This window comes from Cocleimonas flava (assembly GCF_004339015.1).
GTDB lineage: Bacteria > Pseudomonadota > Gammaproteobacteria > Thiotrichales > Thiotrichaceae > Cocleimonas > Cocleimonas flava.
In genome coordinates, this window is record NZ_SMFQ01000002.1 from 748,831 (window position 1) to 775,242 (window position 26,412).

At 41.9% G+C, this 26,412-nt stretch carries 23 protein-coding genes; 10 read left to right on the plus strand and 13 right to left on the minus strand.

The features are described from left to right. Window position 1 precedes the first annotated feature (1 nt). From EV695_RS03440 to EV695_RS03455, 4 genes are all read right to left on the minus strand, one after another. A complete protein-coding gene (locus tag EV695_RS03440) occupies window positions 2-310 on the minus strand; it encodes an NAD(P) transhydrogenase subunit alpha part 2 (RefSeq protein WP_131904509.1) in 309 nt (102 codons plus the stop codon). Beyond that, entirely contained in the window at window positions 310-1,452 is a 1,143-nt protein-coding gene (locus EV695_RS03445; protein ID WP_131904510.1) for an NAD(P) transhydrogenase subunit alpha, read from the minus strand. The genes EV695_RS03440 and EV695_RS03445 overlap by 1 nt, the downstream gene beginning before the upstream one ends. A gap of 223 nt (window positions 1,453-1,675) precedes the next feature. Then, window positions 1,676-2,506 (minus strand): carboxylating nicotinate-nucleotide diphosphorylase, encoded by an 831-nt coding sequence (gene nadC / locus EV695_RS03450; protein ID WP_131904511.1) that lies wholly within the window; start codon window positions 2,504-2,506, stop codon window positions 1,676-1,678. Between the two features lie 125 nt (window positions 2,507-2,631). Further along, entirely contained in the window at window positions 2,632-3,903 is a 1,272-nt protein-coding gene (locus EV695_RS03455; RefSeq protein WP_131904512.1) for an NAD(P)/FAD-dependent oxidoreductase, read from the minus strand. A 272-nt stretch (window positions 3,904-4,175) separates the two neighbouring features. Between EV695_RS03455 and EV695_RS03460 the strand changes: the two genes are divergently transcribed. The 3 genes from EV695_RS03460 (at window position 4,176) to EV695_RS03470 (ending at window position 6,707) form a co-directional block, all read left to right on the plus strand. Then, entirely contained in the window at window positions 4,176-5,408 is a 1,233-nt protein-coding gene (locus tag EV695_RS03460) for a multifunctional CCA addition/repair protein (protein ID WP_131904513.1), read from the plus strand. A gap of 270 nt (window positions 5,409-5,678) precedes the next feature. Further along, window positions 5,679-5,999, plus strand: a complete 321-nt coding sequence (gene hspQ / locus EV695_RS03465; RefSeq protein WP_131904514.1) for a heat shock protein HspQ — start codon at window positions 5,679-5,681, stop codon at window positions 5,997-5,999. Between the two features lie 12 nt (window positions 6,000-6,011). Beyond that, window positions 6,012-6,707, plus strand: coding sequence for a sulfite exporter TauE/SafE family protein (locus EV695_RS03470; RefSeq protein ID WP_131904515.1), 696 nt, complete (start codon window positions 6,012-6,014; stop codon window positions 6,705-6,707). Window positions 6,708-6,828: 121 nt separating this feature from the next. Here the strand turns inward: EV695_RS03470 and EV695_RS03475 are convergent, their stop codons facing one another. Genes EV695_RS03475 through EV695_RS03500 form a run of 6 tightly spaced genes read right to left on the minus strand, consistent with a single transcriptional unit; the run spans window position 6,829 to window position 14,354 of the window. After that, window positions 6,829-8,661 (minus strand): BatD family protein, encoded by a 1,833-nt coding sequence (locus EV695_RS03475; RefSeq protein ID WP_131904516.1) that lies wholly within the window; start codon window positions 8,659-8,661, stop codon window positions 6,829-6,831. Next, a complete protein-coding gene (locus EV695_RS03480) occupies window positions 8,661-10,694 on the minus strand; it encodes a vWA domain-containing protein (protein WP_131904517.1) in 2,034 nt (677 codons plus the stop codon). The genes EV695_RS03475 and EV695_RS03480 overlap by 1 nt, the downstream gene beginning before the upstream one ends. Then, complete coding sequence (locus EV695_RS03485) at window positions 10,694-11,719, minus strand: vWA domain-containing protein (protein WP_131904518.1); 1,026 nt, start codon at window positions 11,717-11,719, stop codon at window positions 10,694-10,696. The genes EV695_RS03480 and EV695_RS03485 overlap by 1 nt, the downstream gene beginning before the upstream one ends. Before the next feature lie 5 nt (window positions 11,720-11,724). Beyond that, the gene (locus tag EV695_RS03490) at window positions 11,725-12,219 is read right to left on the minus strand and encodes a DUF4381 domain-containing protein (RefSeq protein WP_131904519.1); all 495 of its coding nucleotides are present in this window, start codon (window positions 12,217-12,219) and stop codon (window positions 11,725-11,727) included. Further along, window positions 12,220-13,347 carry a DUF58 domain-containing protein gene (locus EV695_RS03495; protein ID WP_131904520.1) on the minus strand — a complete coding sequence of 376 codons (1,128 nt, stop codon included), beginning with the start codon at window positions 13,345-13,347 and terminating at the stop codon, window positions 12,220-12,222. Window positions 13,348-13,349: 2 nt separating this feature from the next. After that, a complete protein-coding gene (locus EV695_RS03500) occupies window positions 13,350-14,354 on the minus strand; it encodes an AAA family ATPase (RefSeq protein ID WP_131904521.1) in 1,005 nt (334 codons plus the stop codon). Window positions 14,355-14,580: 226 nt separating this feature from the next. On the opposite strand from EV695_RS03500, the gene folE2 reads away from it, so the two are divergent. Further along, window positions 14,581-15,555, plus strand: coding sequence for a GTP cyclohydrolase FolE2 (gene folE2 / locus EV695_RS03505; protein WP_131904522.1), 975 nt, complete (start codon window positions 14,581-14,583; stop codon window positions 15,553-15,555). 23 nt (window positions 15,556-15,578) lie between these two features. Here the strand turns inward: folE2 and EV695_RS03510 are convergent, their stop codons facing one another. Then, window positions 15,579-16,013: a GFA family protein gene (locus EV695_RS03510; protein ID WP_131904523.1), complete on the minus strand. Its 435-nt coding sequence runs from the start codon at window positions 16,011-16,013 to the stop codon at window positions 15,579-15,581. A 134-nt stretch (window positions 16,014-16,147) separates the two neighbouring features. After that, window positions 16,148-17,050: a LysR substrate-binding domain-containing protein gene (locus EV695_RS03515; protein WP_131904524.1), complete on the minus strand. Its 903-nt coding sequence runs from the start codon at window positions 17,048-17,050 to the stop codon at window positions 16,148-16,150. A 156-nt stretch (window positions 17,051-17,206) separates the two neighbouring features. On the opposite strand from EV695_RS03515, the gene EV695_RS03520 reads away from it, so the two are divergent. The 6 genes from EV695_RS03520 to EV695_RS03545 all read left to right on the plus strand — a co-directional run bounded on the left by EV695_RS03520 (window position 17,207) and on the right by EV695_RS03545 (window position 23,331). Beyond that, window positions 17,207-18,559 carry an aspartate aminotransferase family protein gene (locus EV695_RS03520; RefSeq protein ID WP_243651449.1) on the plus strand — a complete coding sequence of 451 codons (1,353 nt, stop codon included), beginning with the start codon at window positions 17,207-17,209 and terminating at the stop codon, window positions 18,557-18,559. Window positions 18,560-18,611: 52 nt separating this feature from the next. Next, the gene (locus EV695_RS03525; RefSeq protein ID WP_131904525.1) at window positions 18,612-19,427 is read left to right on the plus strand and encodes a beta-keto acid cleavage family enzyme; all 816 of its coding nucleotides are present in this window, start codon (window positions 18,612-18,614) and stop codon (window positions 19,425-19,427) included. Then, complete coding sequence (locus tag EV695_RS03530) at window positions 19,427-21,394, plus strand: acetoacetate--CoA ligase (protein WP_131904526.1); 1,968 nt, start codon at window positions 19,427-19,429, stop codon at window positions 21,392-21,394. The genes EV695_RS03525 and EV695_RS03530 overlap by 1 nt, the downstream gene beginning before the upstream one ends. A gap of 94 nt (window positions 21,395-21,488) precedes the next feature. Then, window positions 21,489-21,812, plus strand: a complete 324-nt coding sequence (locus EV695_RS03535; RefSeq protein WP_131904527.1) for a DUF2853 family protein — start codon at window positions 21,489-21,491, stop codon at window positions 21,810-21,812. 30 nt (window positions 21,813-21,842) lie between these two features. Beyond that, window positions 21,843-22,457 (plus strand): dephospho-CoA kinase, encoded by a 615-nt coding sequence (gene coaE, locus EV695_RS03540; RefSeq protein ID WP_131904528.1) that lies wholly within the window; start codon window positions 21,843-21,845, stop codon window positions 22,455-22,457. Between the two features lie 112 nt (window positions 22,458-22,569). Beyond that, window positions 22,570-23,331, plus strand: a complete 762-nt coding sequence (locus EV695_RS03545; protein WP_131904529.1) for a cell division protein ZapD — start codon at window positions 22,570-22,572, stop codon at window positions 23,329-23,331. Between the two features lie 159 nt (window positions 23,332-23,490). Here EV695_RS03545 and clpB read toward each other — a convergent pair whose 3' ends face one another. Next, complete coding sequence (gene clpB / locus EV695_RS03550) at window positions 23,491-26,094, minus strand: ATP-dependent chaperone ClpB (protein ID WP_131904530.1); 2,604 nt, start codon at window positions 26,092-26,094, stop codon at window positions 23,491-23,493. Window positions 26,095-26,412 lie beyond the last annotated feature (318 nt).

Consider the following 26,412-nt stretch of genomic DNA (forward strand, 5'->3'; position numbering starts at 1 on the left):
CTTAACCCTCCTTCTTATCGTTATTTTTATTATCGTTGCTAGATTTAAACATCTCTAACATACGTTCAGTAACCACATAACCTCCGACAGCATTGCCAGCCGCCAAGAGCACAGCGATAAAGCCAATAACCGTTTGTGTTGTAGTTTCTGCATGGCCCATTGCAACCATGGCACCAACCAGAACAATACCGTGGATGAAGTTAGAACCAGACATTAGTGGCGTGTGTAGAATTACTGGGACTTTTGAAATAATTTCATATCCAGTAACAGCTGCCAGCATAAAAATATAAAGTGCAACAAACCCTTCCATTATCTTTCCCCTAAGGTTTTATTCAATAACTCTACTGTTCCTTCGTGCATCACTTCACCATCTTTCGTTAGTAATGCCCCAATCACGATTTCATCTTCATAGTTCGGCACATAATTGCCACTCTCATCGATGAGTAATTGCGTAAAGTTAAATAAGTTTTTAGCGAACATTTCACTCGCATGTATTGGGACTTGGCTAGCCACATCAAGTGGGCCATGAATCACAACACTGCCGTGTTTGATGGTTTCACCGGGTTTAGTTAATGCGCAGTTACCACCACCTTCGGCTGCCAAATCAATGATTACCGCGCCTTCCTTCATTCCTTCAACCGTGCTTTGAGGAATAATTTTTGGTGCTGGCTTACCAGGAACTTGAGCCGTTGTAATGAGCACATCTGCCTGCGCAATATAGGTAGCTAGCTCTTGCTGTTGTTGCTCACGCTCTTCAGCCGAAAGCTCTCTCGCATAACCGCCTTTACCGACTGCTGAAATTTTAAGCTCAATTGCTTTGGCTCCCAAAGATTCGATTTGCTCTTTCGTTTCTGGGCGGACATCGTAAGCTTCTACAACAGCTCCAAGTCTTTTAGCTGTGGCAATTGCCTGAAGTCCTGCAACCCCGACACCAATAACGATCACTTTTGAAGGCCTGATTGTGCCTGCTGCGGTAGTTAACATGGGGAAAAAGCGAGGAGCAATGTCTGCACCCATAATAGCGGCCTTGTATCCTGCAATAGCTGCTTGAGACGACAATACATCCATCGATTGCGCACGCGAAATGCGAGGAATTAGCTCCATGCCATAGCTGGTGATTTTCTTGTCCTGCAGGCTTTTTAGCATGGCAATATTATTATGAGCCATTAAATTGCTGATCAAAACCGTCCCTTCACGCATCATCTTTACTTCATCAGATGTTGGTGCTTGAACACGCCAGATAATATCTGAGCTTGCGCAGAGTTCTTCAAAGTTAGAAACTAAAATAGCTCCTTTAAACTGTGAATCTGGAATTAATGCAGATTCTCCCGCTCCCTGTTCCACATAAACCTCGACACCTAACTTGGTTAGTTTCGAAATAACAGTGGGATCGATAGCCACACGACGTTCGCCTTTCGCTGTCTCGCGTGGTACCCCTAATTTCAGTGGCATTGAATTTTCCCCTTTACTATTAAATGCTTGAGCCAGTTAAAACAAGCTCTAAACATAAAATCAAAATGATGCGCTACTTTACCAGAGCTAAACATAAAATTCTTTATCCTATAAGCACTAAAGATAGCTATCGATACAGAAGCTTAATTGCATTCATTAGTTAAATGATGAATTAAATTGGCACCCCCCTACTTTGAGGGGCTTTTTTATGATTTATTAGTGATTAGTTTTCGAATCTCATTGACAGGTCAACCGCTGCGATATCTTTGGTAATCTGACCTACAGAGATAAAATCGACACCTGTCTCAGCAATGCCTCGGACAGTATCAAGATTCACCCCACCTGATGCTTCTAAAGAGATACGCCCATCGTTTTCAACAACGGCTTCTCGCATCGTTTTAAGATCAAAGTTATCCAGCATAATGACATCCGCACCAGCTGAAGTAGCCTCTCTAAACTCTTCTAAACTTTCAGTTTCAACCTCAACTCTTATCTCTGGGTGAAGCTGTTTGGCTTGTTTAACGGCTTCGGTAATTGAACCCGCAGCCATAATATGATTCTCTTTAATCAGAATCATGTCATATAAGCCAATACGATGATTCTTTCCGCCACCACATAATACTGCGTATTTTTGAGCATCACGCAAGTTGGGAATGGTTTTACGCGTATCTAAAATTCGAGCATTTGTGCCTTTTATTTTTGAAACGAATTTTTGTGTTTGTGTTGCCGTCGCCGACAATGTTTGTAAAAAATTTAATGCTGCGCGTTCGCCACTTAAGATTGATCTGGAGTTACCTGATAGGGTGCAAATAATCTCATTTGCTTCAACTCTTTCACCATCCTGAAAATGCCATGTGATTTCAACATCGGGATCTATCTGTTGAAAAACTTCATTAAACCAATGGATTCCTGAAAGCGTCGCATCATCGCGGCAAACGACATTAGCCTTGGATTGATTCTCTTTTGGAATTAAGTCAGCAGTCACATCACCACTGCCTATATCTTCTTGTAACGCGAGTTTCACATGGGCAGAAATATTTTCAGGAAGTTTCATTTAAGTCCTTATTACATTAATCAAAAGATTTTCATAAAAAAACGGGAAGCAAAGCCTCCCGTCTATTCTATCAAATTACTTTTCCTATTAACTAGGTTAAGTTTTATGCATTTAACAACTTTTACTTACTTTAAACGAGTAACTCCCATCATTTTAAGCACAGATTTCTCATAAAACGGCTCTGAGCTACCCTTCTTCATTTTACGTATAAAGTATTTTTCGAATGCTATCTTAGCAAGATGCACCCATTTTCCTTTCTTGAACCAAGCCACGTTGCGAGGTGGTATTTGCGGAATTGCTAGGAAAGCTGCGCCAGTGTCACCCATATCTGCCAAACATAATGCTGTCCAGGTTCCCTTCGCATAAGGCTCTTTGCCTTCTAGAGAAGCCTTTATATTATGCACCGCTGAAGTCACCATAGATTCGATCATATAACCTGTTTTAGGTGCACCAGTTGGAACAGGCGTAGTCTCAACAGGAGGAATTGCAATACATACACCCACTGAATATATATTCTGATAGGTTGGGTTACGATGAAAATCATCGACCACAACAAAACCACGTGGATTACAAAGACCTTCTACCGCAGCGACAGCATCAACACCAAAGAATGCAGGAAGCATCATGGCGATATCAAATTCAATTTCATGGTTATCGTAAATTTCGCCTTTAGCATCAAGCTCTTCAACGAAAAGTTTACCTTCTTCGACTTTCGTTGTTTTAGCGTTTACAACCCATTTAATGTGTTTGCTTCTTAATTCTGACTCGAGCATGCCTTTTGAGTCACCAACACCACCAAGACCAAGGTGACCGATATAAGGCTCTGAAGAAACTAATGTGATATCGAACTTATCTCGAATTTTACGTTTACGTAAGTCAGAATCGACAATTAATGCGAATTCGTATGCAGGACCGAAACAACTCGCAAATGGCATCGCGCCAACGACAATGTGGCCACTTCCTTTTTCAATCTGTTTTTGATAATCCGCATAAAATGCTTCCGCATGATCGACTGTACAAACAGAATGAGTAAATCCTTTAGGACCGCTACCTTCAACTTCATCGAAGTATAATTTAGGGCCTGTTGCGATAATTACGTAGTCATAATTCAACGTATCGCCGTTTTCCATTGTTATAGCATTGTTTGCAGGATCAATTTTATCGACGCGGCCTGCGATGAATTTAATGCCTTTTTTGCTGACATATTTATCAATTGAAAAAGTAATATCATTTCGCGAACGCCAACCGACTCCTACCCAGGGATTTGATGGAGTAAATTGAAAATAATCTCGCTCGTTAATGAGCGTTATTTCATGGCCTTCGCCTAACTCATCTTTTAATTCATACGCGGCTGGCATTCCACCCGTTCCAGCTCCTACTACCACGATATGTGCCATAACTTTTTACTCCTTATTATTTTTCAATAGACAATGAATCTAAGAATTCTGGTAATTAACAATGGGTTAATTTGACTTGAAGTACCGTTTTCCATTGAAATGGAGATTACCTACAAATCCTAGGGGATTTATTAATAGAATCACATTAATCAACATCAGTCAATTTAAAACAACCTGACCACTACTTAATGGGTATTAGTGTTTTGGCAGGCTAAAACTGATCTTTACAAACACTTATTAAGTACGAAATTATTTTCGGGTATAATTTCATTATGAATACATATTTAGTCGGCGGTGCCGTAAGAGACAAATTACTAGGACTTCCTGTCAAAGATCGAGACTGGGTTGTGGTTGGCTCGAACCCTGAAGAAATGATAGAGAAAGGCTTTACTCCCGTGGGTAAGGATTTTCCGGTTTTTTTACACCCCAAAACAGCTGAAGAATACGCACTCGCACGCACTGAGCGCAAAACTGCTGCAGGCTACACCGGATTTCAATTTCATGCTGATAGTGATGTCACCTTAAAAGAAGATATTTTAAGAAGAGACTTAACCATCAACGCCTTAGTTGAAGATGAAAATGGCAAAGTCATTGATTACGTCAATGGACTGTCTGATATCGAAAATAAGATTCTCAGGCATGTGTCTCCGGCATTTAAAGAAGATCCAGTCAGAATTCTTCGCATAGCTCGCTTTGCTGCACGCTTTGCAACTTTGGGGTTTACGGTTGCTGATGAAACCATGAAACTGATGAGTGAAATGGTAGAAGAAGGTGAGGTAGATTCATTGGTTGCCGAACGTGTCTGGCAAGAAACTGTTAGAGCCTTAGCTGAACCCTCTCCGGATATATTTATTGAAGTGTTGAGAGAATGTGGCGCACTTAAAGTTTTGTTCCCAGAAATTGATCGTTTGTTTGGTGTACCTCAACCTGTAGAGCATCATCCGGAAATTGATACTGGCGTTCATACTATGATGGTGCTTCAACAAGCATGTATTCTAAGTGAAGAACCTGTAGTTCGCTTTGCCGCGTTGACACATGACCTTGGCAAAGGCACAACGCCTAAAGATATATTACCGCACCATTATGATCATGAAGAAAGAGGGCTTCATTTAGTCAAAGCATTATGTGAGCGTTATCGTATTCCCAACCAATTCAGGCAGTTGGCAGAAATCACTTCAAGATATCACACACACGTCCACAGGGCTTTTGAAGTAAAAGCCAATACATTACTGAAAGTCTTGAACAATACCGATGCTTTTCGCAAACCGGAACGCTTTGAGCAATTTTTACTTGCGTGTATCGCAGACAGTCATGGTCGACCAGGTTATGAAAACTATGATTATCAGCAAGCGCCTTTTTTCAGTCTGGCGCGTAAAACTGCCGCAGATGTCGATGTACAAAATATAATCAAAGATGGCTTTAGCGGTGAAAAAATCAAGGAAGAGCTTTATAAACGTAGGCTAAATGCGCTAAAATGTTTAAAAGAGAGTGTTACACAACCGTAACTTTCAACACTTTATAGACAAAGAACTCTCTATAATAATTACAATTAGTTGATAGAAAATTTACAAGAAAAGGTTCCTTAGGTGTTTATAAAGCACCGACTTGAAACCAAATAATAAAGCCATACGTTAGTATATATAAATAGCGACATTAGTAGTTGTGAGATTAGAGTTAGAACAACAATACAAAGTAACGATTTAAAACAACCTTTTAAAACACAATAGTTACACACAAACGCTAGAGCAAAAACACATCAACGAAAGGGGCATGACATGAGCATATTAACAACAGCAGGATTCAATATTGGTGATGTAATCATTCATAGAAACCAGAAATTCCGTGGAGTCATCGTAGACGTCGATGCCGATTTCCAGGGTTCTGATGATTGGTACGATCAATACACAACCAACCAACCTTCAAAAGATGCGCCTTGGTATCATGTACTTGTAGACGAAGAAGGATCCATGGCATACGTTTCAGAACAGAATATCTATACTGATTCTTCTAATATGGAAGTTGAACACCCGATGGTAGACGATATTTTTGAAAACTATGAAGCTGGGCATTACATGCCGCGCCAAACCATCAATTAATTACGGCTGCACATGCCAGAATGGCTAAACCACTCCCAGTACCTGGTTGCTTTTATTACTGGGTTACTGGGTGGCGTTCACTGTTTTGGCATGTGCGGGGGTATTGTCGGCGCTCTCAGCCTCGGCAATATCAACAATAAGAACACCTCACAAAAATCCGCATTTATCATTTCACTCGGCTACAATTTTGGCCGCATCACAAGTTACACTATTGCCGGAGCGATTGTCGCTTTTATCGGCTCTTCCCTTATTGAATTAACCGGCTTACAAACAACTCAAAAAGTACTCGCCACCATCGCTGCTATTTTTATGGTTGCGCTAGGATTTTATCTGGCAGGATTCTGGAGCGGACTCGCAAAAATTGAAATCATTGGGCAAAAATTCTGGAAGTATCTGCAACCGATTGGCAAACGCTTTCTCCCTGTCACGAACTTTCAACAAGCAGTGCCACTGGGATTCATCTGGGGATGGCTACCTTGTGGCTTAGTCTATACAGCTCTGATATGGACATTATCTGCAGGAAGTGCATTAGAAGGCGCGCTGATTATGCTATTTTTCGGATTAGGCACATTACCCAATTTGCTCGCAATGGGGGTAATTGCTGCTCGACTATCCAAATGGGTAAAACTACCCGCCGTTAGAGTCAGCGCAGGCTTATTGGTCATCGCGATGGGACTGTATACACTGCAAAGAGCTTTAGTGTTTTAACAACATTTATCGAGCAATTATTAAGCCACCCCCCTACTTTGGGGCACTTTTATTGAGTTATCTCTACTCTGCAAGTTTTAACGCTAAAAGCTTGGTGTTTGATTATTTAACAATCACACCATCAAGCAGGATATAAAGGCTTGAGTCCATTTTGTTTCTGAGGCAGAGGAACAGGCTTTCGATAAAGTCCTTCAATCACTAACTTATCCAATTCACTGCCATCCCAATCGCTTGAATCAGCTGAGTACAAACTCTTTTCAAGCGCTTCTATTACTTCGCGCCCTTTTCCTAGTGCTTGCGCAAGAATACCCAGATTTTGAATGGATTGATCATTCCATTGCGCTCTAACCAATTTGAGCAAGAGCCGTGCAGCCATATGCTTATCGTTTGATCTGCATGCTTCTGTAAGCGATGTTTTTAGTGCCTCCACATCTACCAGTTGAACAGCCTTTTTCGGTTCCGCTTCTAAACTTTTTGCCTTACTTGTGCGCTTTTTAAAGCCAAACACCACAAACAAAATTGCCATCAAAGCCAACAACAATAGCACTAGTGTTTTCCAACCCCAAATTTCAGGAGTCTCAGTAGCATCTGTCTGCCCGGTTATATTTTGCTCGGTTTCGTTTTCTGTGGTTTCAGCATTTATACCTGCTGATGTTTCTGCGCTATTGCTATTTTCACTTACTGCTGCTGGATTGCCCGCAACCGTTAAATCCCATTCTGGTAGGGTAAAAGTCTTCTTTACTTTATTTTTAACATCCCACCAATCCACATTTATCTCAGGAATGGTGACTTTGCCTGCTTTGCCTGGAATATAGTTGATGTCAATCTGTCGAATACCATAAATGGTGTTTCCATCATTTGGCGTTTCTGATTTTGCCTGATCGGTATAAACCTTCATCCCAACAGGTTTAGATATATTGATATCCGGGATTTGCGAGCTTGCCAAACCTTTGACTTGAAGAATAAGCTTTCTGGTAACGGGCTCACCCACTTTGAGTTCAGGTGGAGACTCTGCCCAGCTATCAGTCATCAACAACTCTTCAGCAGGCAACCAGGCATCTCCTTTGAAACTGCTTGGCACTGGGAGCACATTAACGTCGATAGCTTCACCACTGATACTAAATGGACGGCTTGGTCCTAATGAACGACGACCAAAAAATTCATCAAAAGGCGTATTGAAAAATGGATTTCTATTTTGCCCCCCAAAAAACTGATTGAGCATATCTGTCTCATCCATACGTTTTCTAAGGTTTGGCGAGTCTCCGCCCGATAACGCAATTCGTCCTCGAACAATCGTCGGTGGAATATGCAACACACCACTTTTCTCAGGAGATATCACAAAGCGTTTTTCTACCACGACATACTTTTTACCTGCACGAACTACCTGATATTTTTTATCATTGCCTAACGCACGAATATTGGCATTTTCAATCTGTGGCGAGAATACCTCTCCGGTTTGCATCGCCGAGTCGTAATAAAGCTTAACCGTATAGGGTATCTGCTGTTGCACATAGGTCTCTTTATTATCCAGATCAACCGATGATTCGACGAAAATATGTTTACTGGTTTCAGCCGCAACCTCTGGTGGAAGGTTGGCAATCGTCACTGTTAAAGGATCTGTTTTATCTGCGCCAACGGTAATTTCCGGAATAGTCAGTTTGCCTACCGCTTTCGGCATCAACTCAATCGTCCAGGTTTTTCTGAAACTGCGATTTCCATTGATGATATTAATCTGCGAACTGGTACTACTACCCTGCACTTCAAAATCTTTTTGCAGTATCGATAAATCAGGCTGCGCATCATTATTCTGGTCACTCTGAATACTCAGTGTAATCTGATCACCTTCGAAGACGCTCGATTGATTCAACGACGCTTTTACTGCTGCTTGCGCAGGCAGATTAACTAACATCATTAAAGCTAGTAACAGTGACGTTATTGATATCTGGAATTTCATTACCAAGGTTGCTCCGAATTATCTATATTTCCGTTACGTTGTTGATACTGACTTCTAAATTTCCTTCTGAGTAAGCCGCCCGGATCATCGGGTATACGTCTTAACCATTGTTCCGCAGCCATTTTCTCTTCTTCTGTCAGATCATCGGCTGTTTCGTTACTTCCTTGTTTTGCAGCTTTTTGTTTTGCTTGCTCGTCGAGCTCTTGCTGGCTTTTTTCCTGCCCTTTTTCTGCTGAAGCATCGTCTTGTTGCTGATCTTCTGGCTGTCCTTCTTTTTCTCCTTTCTGGTCTGCGTTTTGATCGTTTTGATTTTGCTGATCAGCTTGTTTACTGTCAGGGTCAGAAGCTTCGTCTTTCTGCTGCTCTTCATCTAATGCTTTATTCGCATCAGAAAACTGGTTTTTGTCACTTTTTTTCTGCTGATCGTCTTCACCCGATTTTTCAGACTTTTCTTTGCTGTCTTGTTGTTGCTGATCTTCCCCACTCTGGCTTTTTTCAGATGATTCCTGTCCTTGTTCAGATTTTTTCTGACCTTCCTCACCCTCTGAGTTCTGCTGGTCTTTTTGATCTTTCGACTCAGAATCACTCTGCGAATTATCTTCCGAGCTTTCCGTTGAATCCTCTTTGGATTCGTTTCCAGACTGTTTTTGCTCTTGTTGTTTCTTCAGCAATTCTTCAATCGCTTTTTTGTTTTGTTCAGCATCCGTCATATCAGGATTTAAAGAGAGCGCTTTTTCGTAAGATTTAATCGCCTCTTCGTACTTTTTTAACTTAGCCAGTGAATTGCCTTCGTTATAGCGCGCATCTGCACCTTTAGATTCTTTAAAGTTCTGCAATGCTTCTTCGTAATTACCTTGCTTATATTCGGCGGCTCCACGGCGCAATGGCTCTTTACTGAGATCTCTGGCTTTTTCGTATTGTTGACTTTTAAGAGCCTTGTCCGCTCGCTGCTCTTTATTTTGCGATAGGGTTGTCCAAAGCTCGTCTAAGCTAAATGCCATGACTGGTTGAGGTTGTAATAGCACCCCCCCACTTACAGCCACAAATGCAATATTCAATAACCAGCCACGCCTAAAGGCCAACGATGCCAAAGGTAGCAGTAACAGCACGATAAGTGGACCGGTTGAATACCATTCTTCATTATTGATATCCTGTTCTTGCAAGGCGTTTTCAGTCGTATCATTTACCATCTTATGTTCGATTAACACTTGAGACAGGTCTTCATTATTGGCGCTAATTAAATGGTATTTACCACCGCCCTGCATGGCTAATTCAGTGAGTTTATCCGCTTCTAGCTTCACCAGAACATTATCGTTATTTCTAAACCTAAGCTCACCGCCCGCTTCTGTTCCAACGCCTAGAACGGATACGGCATGACCCGCATTTTTCAACTCTTTAACGGCTTCTATGGCGGCTGCGCTTTTGCTAACACCATCAGCAATCAGCAACACCTGACCCTTCATAATGCCCGACTGCTTGAATAATTCGTGCGCCTTTAATAAGCCTAAATCAGCTCGACTTCCCTGCGCTGGCATCAGTTGAGGCGTTAAAACTTTTAACATGGATCGAATCGTTTCGGCATCTCGTGTCAGTGGCGAGGCAATAAATGCATCTCCGGCAAACACCACCAAACCTGTCTGGCCCTCTTCATCCATAGAGAGAATGTCTTCAATTTTAAACTTTGCTCTAGCTAGGCGACTGGGTTTTAAATCGTCCACCAGCATAGAGTTTGATAAATCTAATACCAATACTCTGGCGGCATTGGTTTGAAAAATTGGGCGAGGGATTTTTTCCCACACAGGATCAGCCAGAGCAATGACAGCAATTAACCAGCCCATGGCGATCAATGATTTAGCAAACCGGTCTGAACCAGATTGCTTACCCTGAAGTAACACGGGCAATAAATTGGGATCAATAATTTTATCCCAGGCTTTTGATGATGAAGCCGATCGAAACCCTAAACCCAACATCAGCAAGAGAGGAATAAGTGCTAACAACCAAAGCGGCTGAGTAAAGTGAAATTGCTCTAACATCAGATCACTTCCTTGGGCTGAACAGGTTTTTTCTTTCTGAACCCTGGTAACAAAGACAGAAGTGGCGACAATAAACTGTTCATTAGGCTGCTACTAAACAACACAATTAAGCTGCTTAAGCCTAAGGCAATAGCCAGTGGATAATAAAAAAGCTCTTCTACTGGGCGATAACTCAACTCATCCTTTGAAACGGCTTCTATCTCGTCCAATGCCTTGTAAATTTTCAATAAACCTTCAACGTCGTGAGCACGAAAATATTTGCCACCTGTCTTTTCTGCTATGGCTTGAAGCGTTGGCTCATCCAGATCTCGACTTCTCATAGAGCCTACACCAATGGTGTAAATTTTCACTTTTTCCTGAGCTGCCAAATCAGCAGCTTTTAGTGGTTCGACATTACCCGCCGTATTTGCACCATCCGTAAGAAGGATCAGTACCCGGTTCTTCTCATCTTCATTTCTTAATCGTTTGACCGCGAGGCCTATCGCATCACCAATCGCAGTAGCTCTTCCTGCAAGACCTAAAAAAGATTCTTCGAGGAGTGTTGAAACGGTCTTTCTATCAAAGGTTAACGGGGCTTGTAAATATGCCTGACTGCCAAACAAAATGAGGCCAATTCGGTCACCTTCACGATTCTGAATAAAATCGCTGGCAACCGCTTTTACTGCAGAAATTCGCGTCATTCGTCTGCCAGAAATGATCATATCTGGCTCGTCCATCGACATCGAAATATCAACAGACATCATCAGGCTACGACCTGTCACTGGTTGACGTACTGTATCGCCAACCAACTGTGGTCGTGCTGCCGCAGTCACTAAAAGTATCCAGCAAATAACCGCCAGCAATACTCGCGCCCAGGATGGACCTTTTTTGCTCTGTTGCAGACTGGGTGATAACTGCTTATAAAACGGGACTCTCAAAGCAGCACTGCTATTTACTGGCGCTGCTGGTAGAAAGTACCATGCGATCAACGGCAAAGGTAATATCCAGAAGACCCACAGCGAGGCAAATTCAATACTTGATAGCATATTAATCAAACCACACCCCCCCCACTTTGAGCCGTTTTTTTGACCCAATGCCTTACCAGAGGAATAAATTCATCGATATTGAAATTCTGCACTTTTCCAGTCTGATAAGGCGCTTCGATGAGTATTCGACCTGCCCCCCGACTAAATCCATGCGTGTCTCCAGACTCATCCAGAAAGTGCAACCAATCCCCACCCGTGAGGCTTGCTATCTCTGAGCGTGGATAATAATTTACCGCCAATTGGCGCAATAATATATTCACTTCGGCCAGCGTTTCGCTACTTGGATCTTTTCTTAACTTATTCTCTAGATCACTTAAGGTCTTGAGCAGTTCTCTTCTTCTTTTTCTTAATCGTTTACGTTTTCTTAATACGATAAACAGCCAGAATAAGGCTAAAAATATCAGAGTAAATAATAACCACCACCCCATAGCCAGAGGCCACAAATCGGGGCTTCCGGGAAGATGTATGTCTTTCAGTTGTAAGGCTTCTTGCGGATCCATTTACGCAACCTTGCTGTTATTTGATGTGCGGCTTGCGTTGGTAGATTTAGTGGAAGTCACCCCCCCACTTATAGGCGTTTTTTCCTGTGTACTTTCTTGCGCCTTTCCTTCTGAATGAACATCCAGCGACGAACTCATCGGCTTTCTTCTTTTGCTATTGCCAAAGTTACGTTGCAGTTCTAGCAAGACATCATCCGCGGTTGATAGCTGTATCAACGAAAGATTATATTTACGGGCAAGTTGTTGAATATCCTGATGATGCTGGCTAATAAACTCACGAAAATCCTCTCGGCCTTTTTTAGATCGGGTATTTAACATTCCTGTGTCTTCTCCATTAGTGATTGCATAACGCGCTGGTGGCGGAGGAACCATTTCCAGAGGATCAACAACTTGTATCAACTGTATATCACTATGACGCGAAATAAACTGAATGTGGTTTGCGGTATCCTGATCGATATCGTAGAAATCGCTTATCAAGAAAACCAGCGACCCGGGGCGAGCAATACGTCTTAAGCGTTTAAGCTCATCATTCAAACTGGTGTGGCTTTGCTCTGTGGATAAACCTTGCACTGGATCACTGTGTTTAACCAATTCACGGATTAGCTGTAGCACACCACGTTTACCGGTTTTGGGCGGTAATTCGTGATGGCTGGAATTGATAATTAACGCGCCGATTCTATCGCCACGAGAGGCCACCGACCAGGCAATTAGAGTTGCAGCTTTGGCGGCAACGACTGACTTCAATGATTTAATTGAGCCAAAAAACATACCGGGATTGAAATCGACCAACAACACCACTGGGCGTTCTCGTTCTTCTTGATACAATTTTGTATGCGGCTGGCCAGCACGGGCTGTGACACGCCAGTCCATATTGCGGATATCATCGCCCGCCTGATAAATTCTTGATTCTTGATAATCCATTCCACGACCGCGAAATGAAGAATGATGGGTTCCGGTAGTCGATGATCGCGCGTAGCTACGACGGCTCATATCCAGTTTATGTGCTTGTTGCTGTAAGCTAATCAATTCTTTGGCAGTAATGTGCGTTCCTGTACCTACAAGCGCACTTTCAACCTGTTCTGCTTCAGAACGTTTGAGACCTTGAAACCAGCGGTTAAGCAAACTCATAGTTATGAGACCGGTACTTGTTGAATCAGTTCCTCAATAACGTTGTCAGCGGAAATGCCTTCGGCCTCTGCTTCGTATGAAATAAGTAAGCGATGACGCAAAACATCGTAAGCCACTGCCTGAACATCCTCTGGTGAAACATAGTCTCGACCTTGTAACCATGCATGCGCACGCGCACAACGATCTAAGGATATTGTCGCACGTGGGCTTCCGCCGTAACTAATCCAGCGCGCTAATTCCTGACTGTAAGCGGCTGGTTTACGACTCGCCAGAATCAGTTGAACCAGATACTCTTGAACAGGCTCTGCCATATGGATTGAGAGCACTTCTTGCTGGGCTTGTTCTACATCAGCTTTACTCAAATTAAATGATGTTTTAGTAACATCCTTGTACTCTTCCCGTGCTTGTTGGCGCGCGAGTTCTAGAATCAATTTTTCTGATTTGGCATCAGGATAATCGATGAAAACATGCATCAAGAAACGGTCCAATTGTGCTTCAGGCAACGGATATGTTCCTTCTTGCTCTATTGGGTTTTGTGTCGCCATGACCAAAAATGGTCGCGGCAACTTATAAGTAGTTCCACCAACGGTGATTTGATGTTCACCCATCGCTTCAAGTAATGCTGACTGCACTTTTGCAGGTGCACGATTGATTTCATCGGCTAAAACCAAATTATGAAATAAAGGCCCTTTCTGAAAAACAAATTCGCCTGTTTCTGGTCGATACACATCACTACCGGTTAAATCACCCGGTAAAAGATCTGGGGTAAATTGCAAACGATGGAAATCGCCTTCTAAAACAGCGGACAATTCTTTAATTGCTGTCGTTTTGGCTAAACCGGGCGCGCCTTCAACTAGCAGGTGCCCATCTGCCAGTAGTGAAATCAACAAACGGTCTACTAGCAATGCTTGTCCGATGATTTTAGTTTGCAGATGCTTGCGCACTTTACTAAAAGCATCATAGCTACTAATATTTTTTACTTCTTCTGGCAGGGTGTCTACGCTCATAATTTACTTTTGATAGGATTTATTTATTAGTAATAATTTAGGTATATTTTACACCTATACGCTACCAAGAAAAAATTAATTATAGTTAATCTAATTATATCAACTCCCTATACATGGCTATATAGGGGGATTTCCGCATTCTAACAACACTAATAGGGTATCTATTCTATTGTGCGTAGGTTTCTGTATAATCGCGCGTCTGTTTGATTATTTATATGGATTTGCCATGAGTGCAAGTGAAAGCTGTAACGATAACAGCTGCAATTTACCAGATGTTACGAATGAACCACATTCTGGACCGAATGCCACGTTAAATTGGGTAGGCATGAGTGAGATCGAATTGCCAGTGCACATGCTGACAGGAAAAGGCAAAGAAATCCAAACGGTTGCCAGTGTGCAAGCGTATGTAAACCTGATCGACCCAGAGAGCAAAGGCATTCACATGTCACGTTTATATTTGGCGGTAGATCAGATATTAAGTGACAACACAATCACTCCTGATCTTCTACACACCGTTGTAGAACAGTTTGCCAACTCTCAAGATGGCAAGAGTGATAGTGCTTATCTCGAATGTCGTTTTAACTTCTTTGAACGTAGAGATTCACTCATCAGTGACAATACGGGTTGGAAGAGTTACCCAGTGAGAGCTATTTCTTCTTTGCGCCAAGGTGAATTAACCACCGAATTAAGTATTGAAGTCCCTTATTCATCGACTTGCCCATGTTCGGCGGCACTCGCGCGAGATATTATTCAGCAGGGCTTCCAGACTAAATTTGGAGATAGCGGCCAAATTGATGCAAGCCTAGTTCACCAATGGCTGGGCACAACAGAAGGCATTTCTGCAACGCCTCACAGCCAAAGAAGCATTGCCCAAGTCAGAGTAAAACTGACAGATCAAGTTAAGGACATGCCTATTTCACGTTTGATTGATCAGATCGAAGATGCGCTTTCTACCCCTGTACAAGCAGCAGTAAAACGTGAAGACGAGCAGGAATTCGCGCGTTTAAATGCAGCTAATCTAATGTTTTGTGAAGATGCGGCAAGACGTGTACAGGCAGCATTAGAATCTGACAATACCCTTGAAGACTTCTGGATTCGTGTGAATCATATGGAAAGCTTACACCCACACGATGCGGTTGCAATTGTAACTAAAGGCCTGAAAGACGGTTACCGTGATGATCCACGTGAATTTCCGCATTAAATTTTTGCAAAGATGAAACTAAACTAGCCCTTTTTCTTTAAGGGCAGCTCGTCATAGCGAATGAGATCACTGGCATCTTCGTACCAGTCGGCTCTGGATCCATAATATATATTCTGGAATGGTCTTAATTCAGGATCTCCATCTAAGGTACCTGCGGGTATGACTACTGCTTTCTCACTATTTGTTTTCCACGGTAACGATGAGCCGCAGCAGGTACAAAAGGATGTGGCAAAATGTCTTGCCTCGGGAAATTCAAAACGACCTAATAACTCCTCACCAGATATCCACTTAAACTGGTCTGGTGCAACGATGATATTGGCTGCATGAGCACTGCCAGTGAATTTTCTGCAACGCGAGCAGTGACAATATTGAAATACACCTAAACTTCCTGCGATTTCATATTTCACTTCCCCACACAGACAACTACCCTTAGTTTTCTTTACTTTGGTTTTAGACATCAATCACTCCTCAGCTAAAAACTTAGTACATATCAATGAATAAAGCTGAGAAAAAAATTTGATTCGATATTAAACCGTCAGTATGTTTCTAAAAATAATTCCAGCCTGGTATTTCAGAGCAGGCTAATCAATTTTTACAGATTTTCATTTTTTGTTTCATGCATCAACCAATCTCTGAGCGCTATTACTGATTTATTTTGCCTCTTAAGTTGCGGCGTAACGAATCTATATTTTTTCCCGGATAGTAAAGTTTGAGGAACAGGTTGCACTAAACTCCCATCTGTCAGCTCTTGCCTGACCAAAAATGAGGGCACAAGCGCAATTCCGTTACCTGATATACAGGCAGCGATCGATATATAAAAATCCTGAAAATTTAATCCGGCAAATGATCCATGAGTATTGTCTACCTCATATTCAGTACACCACTCTTTCCATAATTCTATTCGTGTTTTGGTGTGAATTAAGGGGAAAGCTTTTATATCAGCCGGGTCTTTGAATATTTGCCCACTCAAAATACTCGGCGAAGCCACTACAATGAGCTGTTCCGAAAAAAGCATATCGTCACCTTCTTCAAATAAAGGCGATACTTCAGAAACGATTGCACAATCAATTTGGGTATATTCAAAATCCGGACGATCGTCGGATATAGACAAATCAAGAATAATGCCAGGATGAGCCTCTTGAAACTGTTTCAAACGAGGCACTAACCACTTCAACGCAAAGCTCGATAGAGAGCTTACTTTTATAATATTGACACCAGATTGCGTGGCACGGATTTTATTTGTCGCTTCCAGAATACTATTCAACGCAGGGCTAATGTGAATATAAAACTCTTTGCCCGCTTCAGTAGGCACGCTTCCTGACTTGCCTCGTTTAAACAGCCTGCAATCTAAAAAGGCTTCCAGCTTGGCAATATGGCGGCTCACTGCACTCTGACTAACGAACAACACTCTAGCCGCTTCACTGATAGAACCTTCTCTTACGACTGTCTCAAAGGCTTTGACAGAATTTAATGGCGGCAATTGGTGATAAATCATATATGACTTTTAGGCATGGATAGCGTAGAAAATTATATTATCCACCCAATAGAAATCGGTGTAAATTTAATCTAGACAAATTCATCAATGCAAAAACAATGTAATAGTCAAAAACTCTCTACTGATAATAACTGATGTATTAACCAGGAAATCACCATGAACAAGCATTCCAACATCATGCAACGAACCAGCAACCCTCAACTGCCGACTATTGCAAAAGGTGAAGGGGTTTATCTAATCGATAAACAAAATAATCGCTACCTTGATGCTTGCGGTGGTGCTGCTGTTTCTTGCCTCGGACACTCCAACCAACGCGTCAAACAAGCAATAATCGATCAGATCAATGCTGTGCCTTATGCACACACCAGTTTTTTCACCAATGATTCTCAAGAATTACTCGCCGAACACTTGATTGCACATTCTGAAGGTGATTTTTCTCAGGTGTATTTTGTTTCTGGTGGGTCTGAAGCTGTGGAAACCTCATTGAAGCTCGCCAGACAATATTTTCTGGAAAAAGGCAAAACCGATAAAAAATATTTTATAGCCAGAAAGCAAAGCTATCATGGTAATACGCTAGGCGCATTAGCAATTGGCGGCAATCTATGGCGGCGTAAACCTTTTGATCCATTACTTGCTGAAGGGCATCATATTTCAGCCTGTTATGAATATCGTGAGCAACGAGAATCAGAAACGAATTTTGAATATGGCCAACGCATTGCTAATGAATTAGAAACCATGATCCTCGACCTTGGTGAAGAGAATGTAGCAGCCTTTGTCGCAGAGACAGTCGTAGGTGCAACAGCTGGGGCATTGACCCCACCCGAAGGTTACTTTAAACGTATTCGAGAAATCTGCGATCAATATGATGTGCTTTTAATACTTGATGAGGTTATGTGTGGTATGGGCAGGACAGGCACCTTGCATGCCTGCGAACAAGAAGGTGTACAAGGCGACTTACAAACTATAGCGAAAGGTATTGCCGCAGGTTATCAGGCACTTGGGGCTGTGCTCATCAGCAAAAAAATTGTTGATGCAATTGATAATGGTACTGGCTTCTTCCAGCATGGTCACACCTATATTGGCCACCCTACTGGGTGTGCCGCAGGCTACGCCACGCAATTAGAAATTCAAAAGCAAAATTTACTGAATAATGTCAAACGACAAGGGTCTAATCTGAAAAAAGCACTTAAAGAAAGCTTTGATGCAGATGTCTTAGTGAGTGAGCATATTGGAGACATCCGTGGTCGAGGTCTCTTTTTAGGCGTTGAATTAGTTGCTGACAAAGCCTCGAAACAACCTTTTGACCCAGCGCTTAAGCTACATAAACACATTAAAAAGAAAGCCATGGAAAATTTATTAATGGTTTATCCAATGGGCGGAACACTAGACGGTGTCAATGGAGACCATATCCTCATCGCACCTCCTTTTATTATCGATGAAGAAAACGTGGCTCAAATTGCCGAACGCTTAAATAAGTCCATTAGAGAAGCAATTCTCTCTGTGAAATAGCCTAAACTTAAGCACTAACGGACAAAACATCTCAATAATTAGAACCCATAAAATGAAAGACACCCTCCTACTTATAGCGGTTGCTCCGAATGGCGCAAGAAAACTAAAAACAGATCATCCGCAGATTCCGTTAAATGCAGAAGAGCTATCAGAAACAGCATTGAATTGTGCTGCGGCTGGCGCTTCGATGATTCATTTACACGTAAGAGATGAAAACAATCGACACAGCCTATCTGTCGATGCCTACAAAGAAGCGATACAAGAAATACAAAAAGCAGAACCTAATATCTTCATACAAGTAACTTCAGAAGCGGTTGGCATTTACTCTGCCGAACAGCAATTTGAAATGATTCACGCACTCAAACCCAATGCGGTATCGATTGGACTCAGGGAGATACGAGATTTAGACGAACACATCATTACTGATCACTTTCACAAAATGCGAGAGGCAGAGACATTTCCCCAGTTGATTCTCTATAACGACCATGATTTAAACATGTATTACGATTGGGTAAAAAGAAAAGTCATTCCTGGAAAGGCTTACCCTATTCTTTTAGTGATCGGAAAAGAAACCCCTGAAGGATCTTTTGACAACAGCGTTCTTACCGCTGAAATCACCGACAAGCTACCTGCAGCAAGCTGGATGATTTGCGCATTTGGTCCTAATGAATACCCTGCAGGACAATTAGCGACTAAGTTAGGAGGTCACATAAGACTCGGTTTTGAGAACAATTGCGAATTAGCTAACGGAAGTATTGCAAAAAACAATGCTGAACTGATCTCACAAATGGTAAATTACTTGGCTTCTGAAAACATCGCTGTTGCCAACTATCAACAAGCGATAGAAATAATGAGGCCAGATTGGTAATGACAACAAGTAAAAAAGCACTATGGACACCTAGTCAAGACACTGTAGATTCCGCTAATGTGACAGAATTCATCGGGCTAGTGAATAAAAACTATCAGGCATCCGTTACCAATTTTGCAGAATTGCATGCCTGGTCGATAAAACACCCGGAAAATTTCTGGTCACAAATTTGGGATTACTCACACGTCATCGCAGACCGTGGTGAGTCTGTTCTTGAAAATAAAGACAAAATGCCAGGTGCTGTCTGGTTCTCTGATTCTTCGTTAAATTTTGCTGAAAATCTTCTTAATAATTTTGAACGAAGCAATAACAACGACCCTGATCAAACCGCGATTGTTTTCTGGGGCGAAGATCAAGTCAAAAGAAGCTTGAGTTTCTCTGATCTAAAGTCTCAAGTTGCCAGCATGGCAGCATACCTGAAAAGCATCGGTCTTAAACAAGGTGATGTAGTTGCTGGCTTTATGCCAAACGTACCAGAAACGGTGATTTGCATGCTGGCGACAACCAGCATCGGTGGTGTGTGGACGTCTTGCTCTCCTGATTTTGGCGTTCAAGGTGTAGTAGACCGCTTCGGACAAGTAGAACCTAAGATATTTATTGCCGCTAATGCTTATTTCTATAATGGGAAAACGCATAACTGCCTGGACAAGGTAAAAGAGATTTCAGAAAAGCTAACCTCTGTTGAGCAGTTAATCACAGTTCCCTATGCGGATTCCACGACACTAGAAAATGCTGTTAATTACCCTGATATTCTAGAAACACATGCGAATGCAGAGCTTGAATACACTCGCGTTGGTTTTAACGAACCCCTTTACATTATGTACTCTTCAGGCACGACAGGTGTTCCAAAATGTATTGTACATGGCGTTGGCGGAACTTTACTCCAGCATTTAAAAGAACATTTATTGCACGTTAACCTGAAGCCAAAAGATAAGATCTTCTACTTCACTACTTGTGGCTGGATGATGTGGAACTGGCTAGTAAGCGCCCTATCTACGGGTGCGACTCTCATGCTATATGACGGTTCTCCATTCTATCCTAATGAAAATATTCTATGGGATTATGTTGATCAGGAAGAGATCAATGTATTTGGCACATCTGCTAAATATATCGATGTATTACGCAAAGATGATGTCGATTTAAAAAGCACTCATTCACTTAAAAGCCTGAATAGCATTTTATCGACTGGCTCTGTATTAGCCCCTGAAAGTTATGACTATATTTATGAAAAAGTGAAAACTGACGTGTGCTTATCATCCATATCAGGTGGCACTGACATTGTGTCCTGTTTTGCACTAGGTTGCGCTGTATTACCTGTTTATCGTGGAGAACTTCAGTGCAAGGGCCTCGGCATGCAGGTAGAAATCTGGGATGACAAAGGCCAACCTGTTATTAACGATAAAGGTGAACTGGTTTGTGCCAAGCCTTTCCCTTGTATGCCTATAGGCTTCTGGAATGATCCGGATGGCAAAAAATACTTCGATGCTTATTTTGCTACTTATGAAAACACTTGGTGTCATGGCGATTACGTGACCGAGACCGAAAACGGCGGATTAATTTTCTACGGTCGCTCAGATACGGTATTAAACCCAGGCGGTGTCAGAATAGGAACGGCTGAAATCTATCGTCAGGTTGAAAAGCTGGATGAAGTTCAGGAATCAATCGTTATAGGGCAAAACTGGCAAGATGATGTTCGTGTTGTACTGTTCGTGAAACTTACGGGCGACCTAAGTTTAAACGACGAGTTAATCGACAAAATTAAGAAACAAATCCGTAGCAATACCACGCCTCGTCATGTGCCGGCGAAAGTGCTTCAAGTAGCAGATATTCCACGCACCAAAAGTGGAAAAATTGTTGAACTCGCAGTACGAAATATAGTCCATGGAGATAGTGTTAAAAATATCGAATCTTTAGCGAACCCAGAAGCTCTTGAGCTCTACAAATCAAGGGAAGAGCTGCAAAGCTAAGTGCCTTGATTAATGATTTTCACCCATTTAAAATCAAGGCGTTGACTCGATTTTAATCGTTCGGATTTTCCGGGCATACCTAAGGAGATACAAAATGGCAGATGTAGAAAGCGCTATCGTAAACGTAAAAAAGTTCGACAAAGGTGCTGATGATAAATTAATAACTGCAGTTTTTAAGGGATTGGGCCCATCTGTTCACAACAAAGACTCAAGCTCAGTGGCTTGTTCAGACCCAAAAGAATTAGCGACCGTTAAGAAAAACTACTTAATGAAAAAGCTAGGACTTGAAGACGGACCAGAGCTTGATGCAGCAATCAAAGAAGTGTGCGAAACCATGAAAGAAGACCGCATCAAATCGCGCGTTACTTTCTACTACCTTCTTTGCAAAAAGTTTAAAAAAGAATCTGTATACGCATAATTTAAGATAATTAACGTTTAGATTTTCAAGATGCTAATAGTTGGTCTTACAGGAGGCATCGGCAGTGGTAAAAGTACCGCTGTCGATGCCTTTCGTGTTTTGGGCATTCCCATAATCGATGCAGACAAAATCGCCAAAGACATGGTAGAAATTGGCAGCAAAGCACTCGACGAGCTAGCAGAACATTTTGGTGACGATGTGCTAACCCAACACGGAGCACTGGATCGTCAACAACTCAAAAGCCTCATTTTTAAAGACGAAAGCGCACTACAAAAAGTGGAAGATATCCTTCATCCACGTATAAAAAAAGAAATTGAAGATCAAATTGCCGAAGCTACAGATACCTCTGACGCAGACTACTTAATCGTAGATATCCCTTTACTGGTTGAGAAAAACTATCAGGAAATGTTCGACAAAATAATTGTTGTGGATATCTTGCCAGAACAACAAATAGAAAGAGTGAAGCAACGCGATAATCTCAGCACGGCTCAGATAGAAAACATACTTAAAGCGCAAGCCAGCAGGGAAGAGCGCATTGAACACGCGACACATATACTGGATAATTCCGAGTCGCCAGACTTTTTACAAGAACAAATAATATCACTGCATAAAAATTTTCTCGGTTTATCCAGACCTCAGCTCTGATATACTAAAACGATACTTGATTTAGAAAGCTTTAAACATCTAGATCAAAACTGAGATGTCCTATTGCAACAATTCTAAAATTAAATCGAGTGGGTTTTAATTACTAATAACTATGGCCGTTTACCAACAACCTTTAAATGAAAAAATCCGCCTGTTCATGAGATTAAGTTACCTCATCAAGCGATTTAATAAACATTTAGAAGACCCTACCCCCGTAAATTGCCAGGCAGCCATCATGGTGCTGTTAGAACTGTATAATTTATCATCGCGTTTAGATGTTAAAAATGCCGCACTTCATGTGTTAGATATTCAAACACAAGCCGTTAGACAAGTGGAAGGCATGCAGGGCGTCGATAGCACACGAGCCAATAGAATACTCGAGAAACTCGATGAAAAGAGTAAACGCCTTTACAGCTTTCGTGGGCAATTGGGCCAACAGTTAAAATCACACAACTTTCTGAATATATTAAAGCAACGTGCATCTATTGCTGGTGGTATCAATGATATTGACGTTCCGCTGTTCAATTACTGGCTCAACAAAGATGAAGAAGAAAGAGTCAGAGATTTAAAAGGCTGGGGCAGACCCTATGAGATTGCATTTGAGGCAATCGAGTTATTGATGGAATTAATCTATCAAGGCAAAGAAGAAAGCGAAGCCGTTGCAAAGGGTGGTTTCTTTCAAGCGACGCTAAACCCAAACACTGACTATCAAATTCTCAGTCTCGAACTGGATGAAAGTGCTGAGCTATACCCAGAAATTAGCGCAGGCAAACAACGTTTTTCCGTTCGCTTTGTTGATGCCAGTACCCTTGAAGAAAAAGGGAAACAAATCATTGAAGATGTGAACTTCAAATTAACGCTATATAGCTTCTAAAAAGCGTTAACGCTTTTTATTACTTACGTTATAGATACAAAAATATAGATACAAAAAAGGCCGATTTAGAAAACTAAACCGGCCTTTTTTTATTAAAGCCACCCCCCTACTTTAGAGGGCTTTTTTTACAGGGTGACTAAATCGCTTATCACTCAAAACTTAGTGCAGCGTTTGGCTTCCAAATACGAGCTTTCCATCTTTAGCATCTACAAAAATAGTATCTCCGGCAACAAACTCACCTGCCAATAATTTTTGCGCTAATGGATTCTCAAGCTCACTTTGAATCGCACGTTTAAGAGGACGAGCACCATAAACCGGATCAAATCCTTCTTCGCCGAGTAAATCAAGCGCGCTATCAGTAAACTCAATATGTAATTCGTTTTCTTCCAAACGCTTGTTCAAAATACCAAGTTGTAGCGTTGCGATTTGACGAATCTCAGCTTTACCTAGTGGTCTGAATACGACGCTATCATCGATACGGTTGATAAACTCAGGACGGAAGTGTGTTCCAACGACTTCCATCACGGCACTTTTCATCTCGTCGTAATTTTCCGCGTAACCTTCTTCACCCGCCATTCTCTGAATAACGTCAGAACCCATGTTAGATGTCATGACAATAACGGTATTTTTAAAGTCTACAGTACGTCCTTGACCATCTGTCAATCGACCATCATCCAACACTTGAAGCAGGATATTGAACACATCAGGGTGCGCCTTCTCAACCTCATCCAGCAATACAACTGAGTATGGCTTACGACGAACGAGCTCCGTTAAGTAACCACCTTCTTCATAGCCAACGTAACCTGGAGGCGCACCGATCAAACGAGCCACAGAATGCTTCTCCATGAACTCAGACATATCAATACGAACCATCGCATCTGGCGTATCAAACAAGAATGTTGCCAACGCTTTAGTTAACTCAGTCTTACCGACACCCGTTGGGCCGAGGAATAAGAAAGAGCCATTCGGACGATTCGGATCTGAAAGTCCAGCACGTGAACGTCTTATCGCATTCGATACCGCAATCACCGCTTCTTCCTGACCGATAACCTGTTTACGCAACTCATCTTCCATACGGAGTAATTTATCGCGCTCACCTTCGAGCATTTTAGACACAGGAATTCCTGTCCAATGCGCCACGATCTCAGCAATTTCTTCTTCTGTTACTTTGTTTCTAAGTAACTGGAATTCTTTTGTGACATCTGAATCGCCGGCTTCTTGTATCTGCTTTTCTAACTCAGGAATACGTCCATACTGCAACTCAGACATACGCTGCAAATCACCCGCACGATGTGCTGTCTCGAGCTCAATACGCGCCTGATCGAGTGCTTCTTTGATGTGCGCGGTTCCCTGAACTGCTGCCTTTTCAGACTTCCAGATTTCTTCCAGATCAGAAAATTCTTTTTCCTGATCATCAATCTTCTCTTGCAACTCATCGAGGCGTTTTTTCGATGCATCGTCAGATTCTTTCTTCAATGCTTCCCTTTCGATCTTATATTGAATCAGCTTACGCTCAAGCTTATCCATTGCCTCTGGTTTAGAGTCAATTTCAAGACGAATACGTGATGCTGCTTCATCGATCAAGTCGATTGCCTTATCCGGTAGTTGACGATCCGCAATATAACGATGTGACAGTACCGCAGCACTCACAATCGCTGGGTCGGTAATTTCTACACCATGATGCGCTTCGTACTTTTCTTTCAAACCACGAAGAATTGCAATCGTGTCTTCAACGGTTGGTTCATCAACAATAATTTTCTGGAAACGACGTTCAAGAGCCGCATCTTTTTCAATGTATTTACGGTACTCATCCAGCGTTGTAGCACCCACACAGTGAAGTTCTCCGCGCGCTAGAGCAGGCTTCAACATATTACCGGCATCCATAGAGCCTTCCGACGCACCTGCGCCAACCATAGTATGAAGCTCATCGATAAACAGAATGACATTGCCTTCTGATTTTGCGATATCGCTAAGCACTGCTTTTAATCGTTCCTCGAAGTCACCACGGAATTTTGCACCCGCTAATAACGCAGCTAAATCCAATGACAATAAGCGCTTATTCTTGACGCTATCAGGTACTTCGCCATTCACAATACGTTGTGCCAGACCTTCAACCAAGGCTGTTTTACCAACACCTGGCTCACCGATTATTACGGGATTGTTTTTAGTTCGACGCTGTAATATTTGCACCATGCGACGAATCTCTTCATCGCGGCCGATAATAGGATCTATCTTGCCTTGTTCCGCACGTTCGGTAAGATCGATAGTGTATTTTTTGAGTGCCTCACGCTGATCTTCTGCATTTGGATCATCCACAGACTGACCGCCACGCATTGCATCAATGGCTTGTTCTATAGCTGCTTTGGTTGCGCCATTGTTCTTTAATATTGTGCCAAGCTCACCCTTATCTTCTAGCGCCGCTAGAATAAAAAGTTCAGATGAAATGTATTGATCATTTCTTTTCTGTGCCAGCTTGTCCGTCACATTTAATACGCGCGAAAGATCGTTTGATATATGCACTTCACCAGCGTCTCCGCCAGACACACTCGGCATGCGATCAATCGCTTCGCCTAATTGTGAACGTAGTAAATTTACATTCACACCAGCTTGCATTAATAATCCGCGTGCACTGCCTCCTTCCTGGTCGAGCAATGCCAGCATTAAATGATTGGGTTCTATAAACTGATGATCGCGCCCTAATGCTAGAGACTGAGCATCTTGTAGTGCCAGTTGAAATTTACTGGTTAATTTATCTGTTCTCATAGTCGTACCTACTTTAATTTTATGTGGGCATTAATTTCTTTAAATTACTCACTTGATGCAAACATCATGTGGACTACATTAGTTATATTCAAGATTCTTATACTAGTTAGTGACATATATCAAGTCAGGATATAACTCCTGAAAAAAGCCTTGTAAGTAGGGGGGTGGCTTAAGCGAAATTGACTTTAAAAAAGATTTGAATAAATTAAGAAAAAAGATGCATCCATTTATTTTAAACACACGTAGTTGATAATTAGATGTCTGCAGGTCGTCATATACCCAAGCATTTGATTGATTTGAATGCTTGGGTTTTTATTT

Coding starts and splice junctions, on each gene's coding strand:
- EV695_RS03440 (WP_131904509.1), bottom strand. CDS start 310: ATGGAAGGGTTTGTTGCACTTTATATTTTTATGCTGGCAGCTGTTACT.
- EV695_RS03445 (WP_131904510.1), bottom strand. CDS start 1,452: ATGCCACTGAAATTAGGGGTACCACGCGAGACAGCGAAAGGCGAACGT.
- nadC (WP_131904511.1), bottom strand. CDS start 2,506: ATGAAACTTCCTGAAAATATTTCTGCCCATGTGAAACTCGCGTTACAA.
- EV695_RS03455 (WP_131904512.1), bottom strand. CDS start 3,903: ATGGCACATATCGTGGTAGTAGGAGCTGGAACGGGTGGAATGCCAGCC.
- EV695_RS03460 (WP_131904513.1), top strand. CDS start 4,176: ATGAATACATATTTAGTCGGCGGTGCCGTAAGAGACAAATTACTAGGA.
- hspQ (WP_131904514.1), top strand. CDS start 5,679: ATGAGCATATTAACAACAGCAGGATTCAATATTGGTGATGTAATCATT.
- EV695_RS03470 (WP_131904515.1), top strand. CDS start 6,012: ATGCCAGAATGGCTAAACCACTCCCAGTACCTGGTTGCTTTTATTACT.
- EV695_RS03475 (WP_131904516.1), bottom strand. CDS start 8,661: ATGAAATTCCAGATATCAATAACGTCACTGTTACTAGCTTTAATGATG.
- EV695_RS03480 (WP_131904517.1), bottom strand. CDS start 10,694: ATGTTAGAGCAATTTCACTTTACTCAGCCGCTTTGGTTGTTAGCACTT.
- EV695_RS03485 (WP_131904518.1), bottom strand. CDS start 11,719: ATGCTATCAAGTATTGAATTTGCCTCGCTGTGGGTCTTCTGGATATTA.
- EV695_RS03490 (WP_131904519.1), bottom strand. CDS start 12,219: ATGGATCCGCAAGAAGCCTTACAACTGAAAGACATACATCTTCCCGGA.
- EV695_RS03495 (WP_131904520.1), bottom strand. CDS start 13,347: ATGAGTTTGCTTAACCGCTGGTTTCAAGGTCTCAAACGTTCTGAAGCA.
- EV695_RS03500 (WP_131904521.1), bottom strand. CDS start 14,354: ATGAGCGTAGACACCCTGCCAGAAGAAGTAAAAAATATTAGTAGCTAT.
- folE2 (WP_131904522.1), top strand. CDS start 14,581: ATGAGTGCAAGTGAAAGCTGTAACGATAACAGCTGCAATTTACCAGAT.
- EV695_RS03510 (WP_131904523.1), bottom strand. CDS start 16,013: ATGTCTAAAACCAAAGTAAAGAAAACTAAGGGTAGTTGTCTGTGTGGG.
- EV695_RS03515 (WP_131904524.1), bottom strand. CDS start 17,050: ATGATTTATCACCAATTGCCGCCATTAAATTCTGTCAAAGCCTTTGAG.
- EV695_RS03520 (WP_243651449.1), top strand. CDS start 17,207: ATGAACAAGCATTCCAACATCATGCAACGAACCAGCAACCCTCAACTG.
- EV695_RS03525 (WP_131904525.1), top strand. CDS start 18,612: ATGAAAGACACCCTCCTACTTATAGCGGTTGCTCCGAATGGCGCAAGA.
- EV695_RS03530 (WP_131904526.1), top strand. CDS start 19,427: ATGACAACAAGTAAAAAAGCACTATGGACACCTAGTCAAGACACTGTA.
- EV695_RS03535 (WP_131904527.1), top strand. CDS start 21,489: ATGGCAGATGTAGAAAGCGCTATCGTAAACGTAAAAAAGTTCGACAAA.
- coaE (WP_131904528.1), top strand. CDS start 21,843: ATGCTAATAGTTGGTCTTACAGGAGGCATCGGCAGTGGTAAAAGTACC.
- EV695_RS03545 (WP_131904529.1), top strand. CDS start 22,570: ATGGCCGTTTACCAACAACCTTTAAATGAAAAAATCCGCCTGTTCATG.
- clpB (WP_131904530.1), bottom strand. CDS start 26,094: ATGAGAACAGATAAATTAACCAGTAAATTTCAACTGGCACTACAAGAT.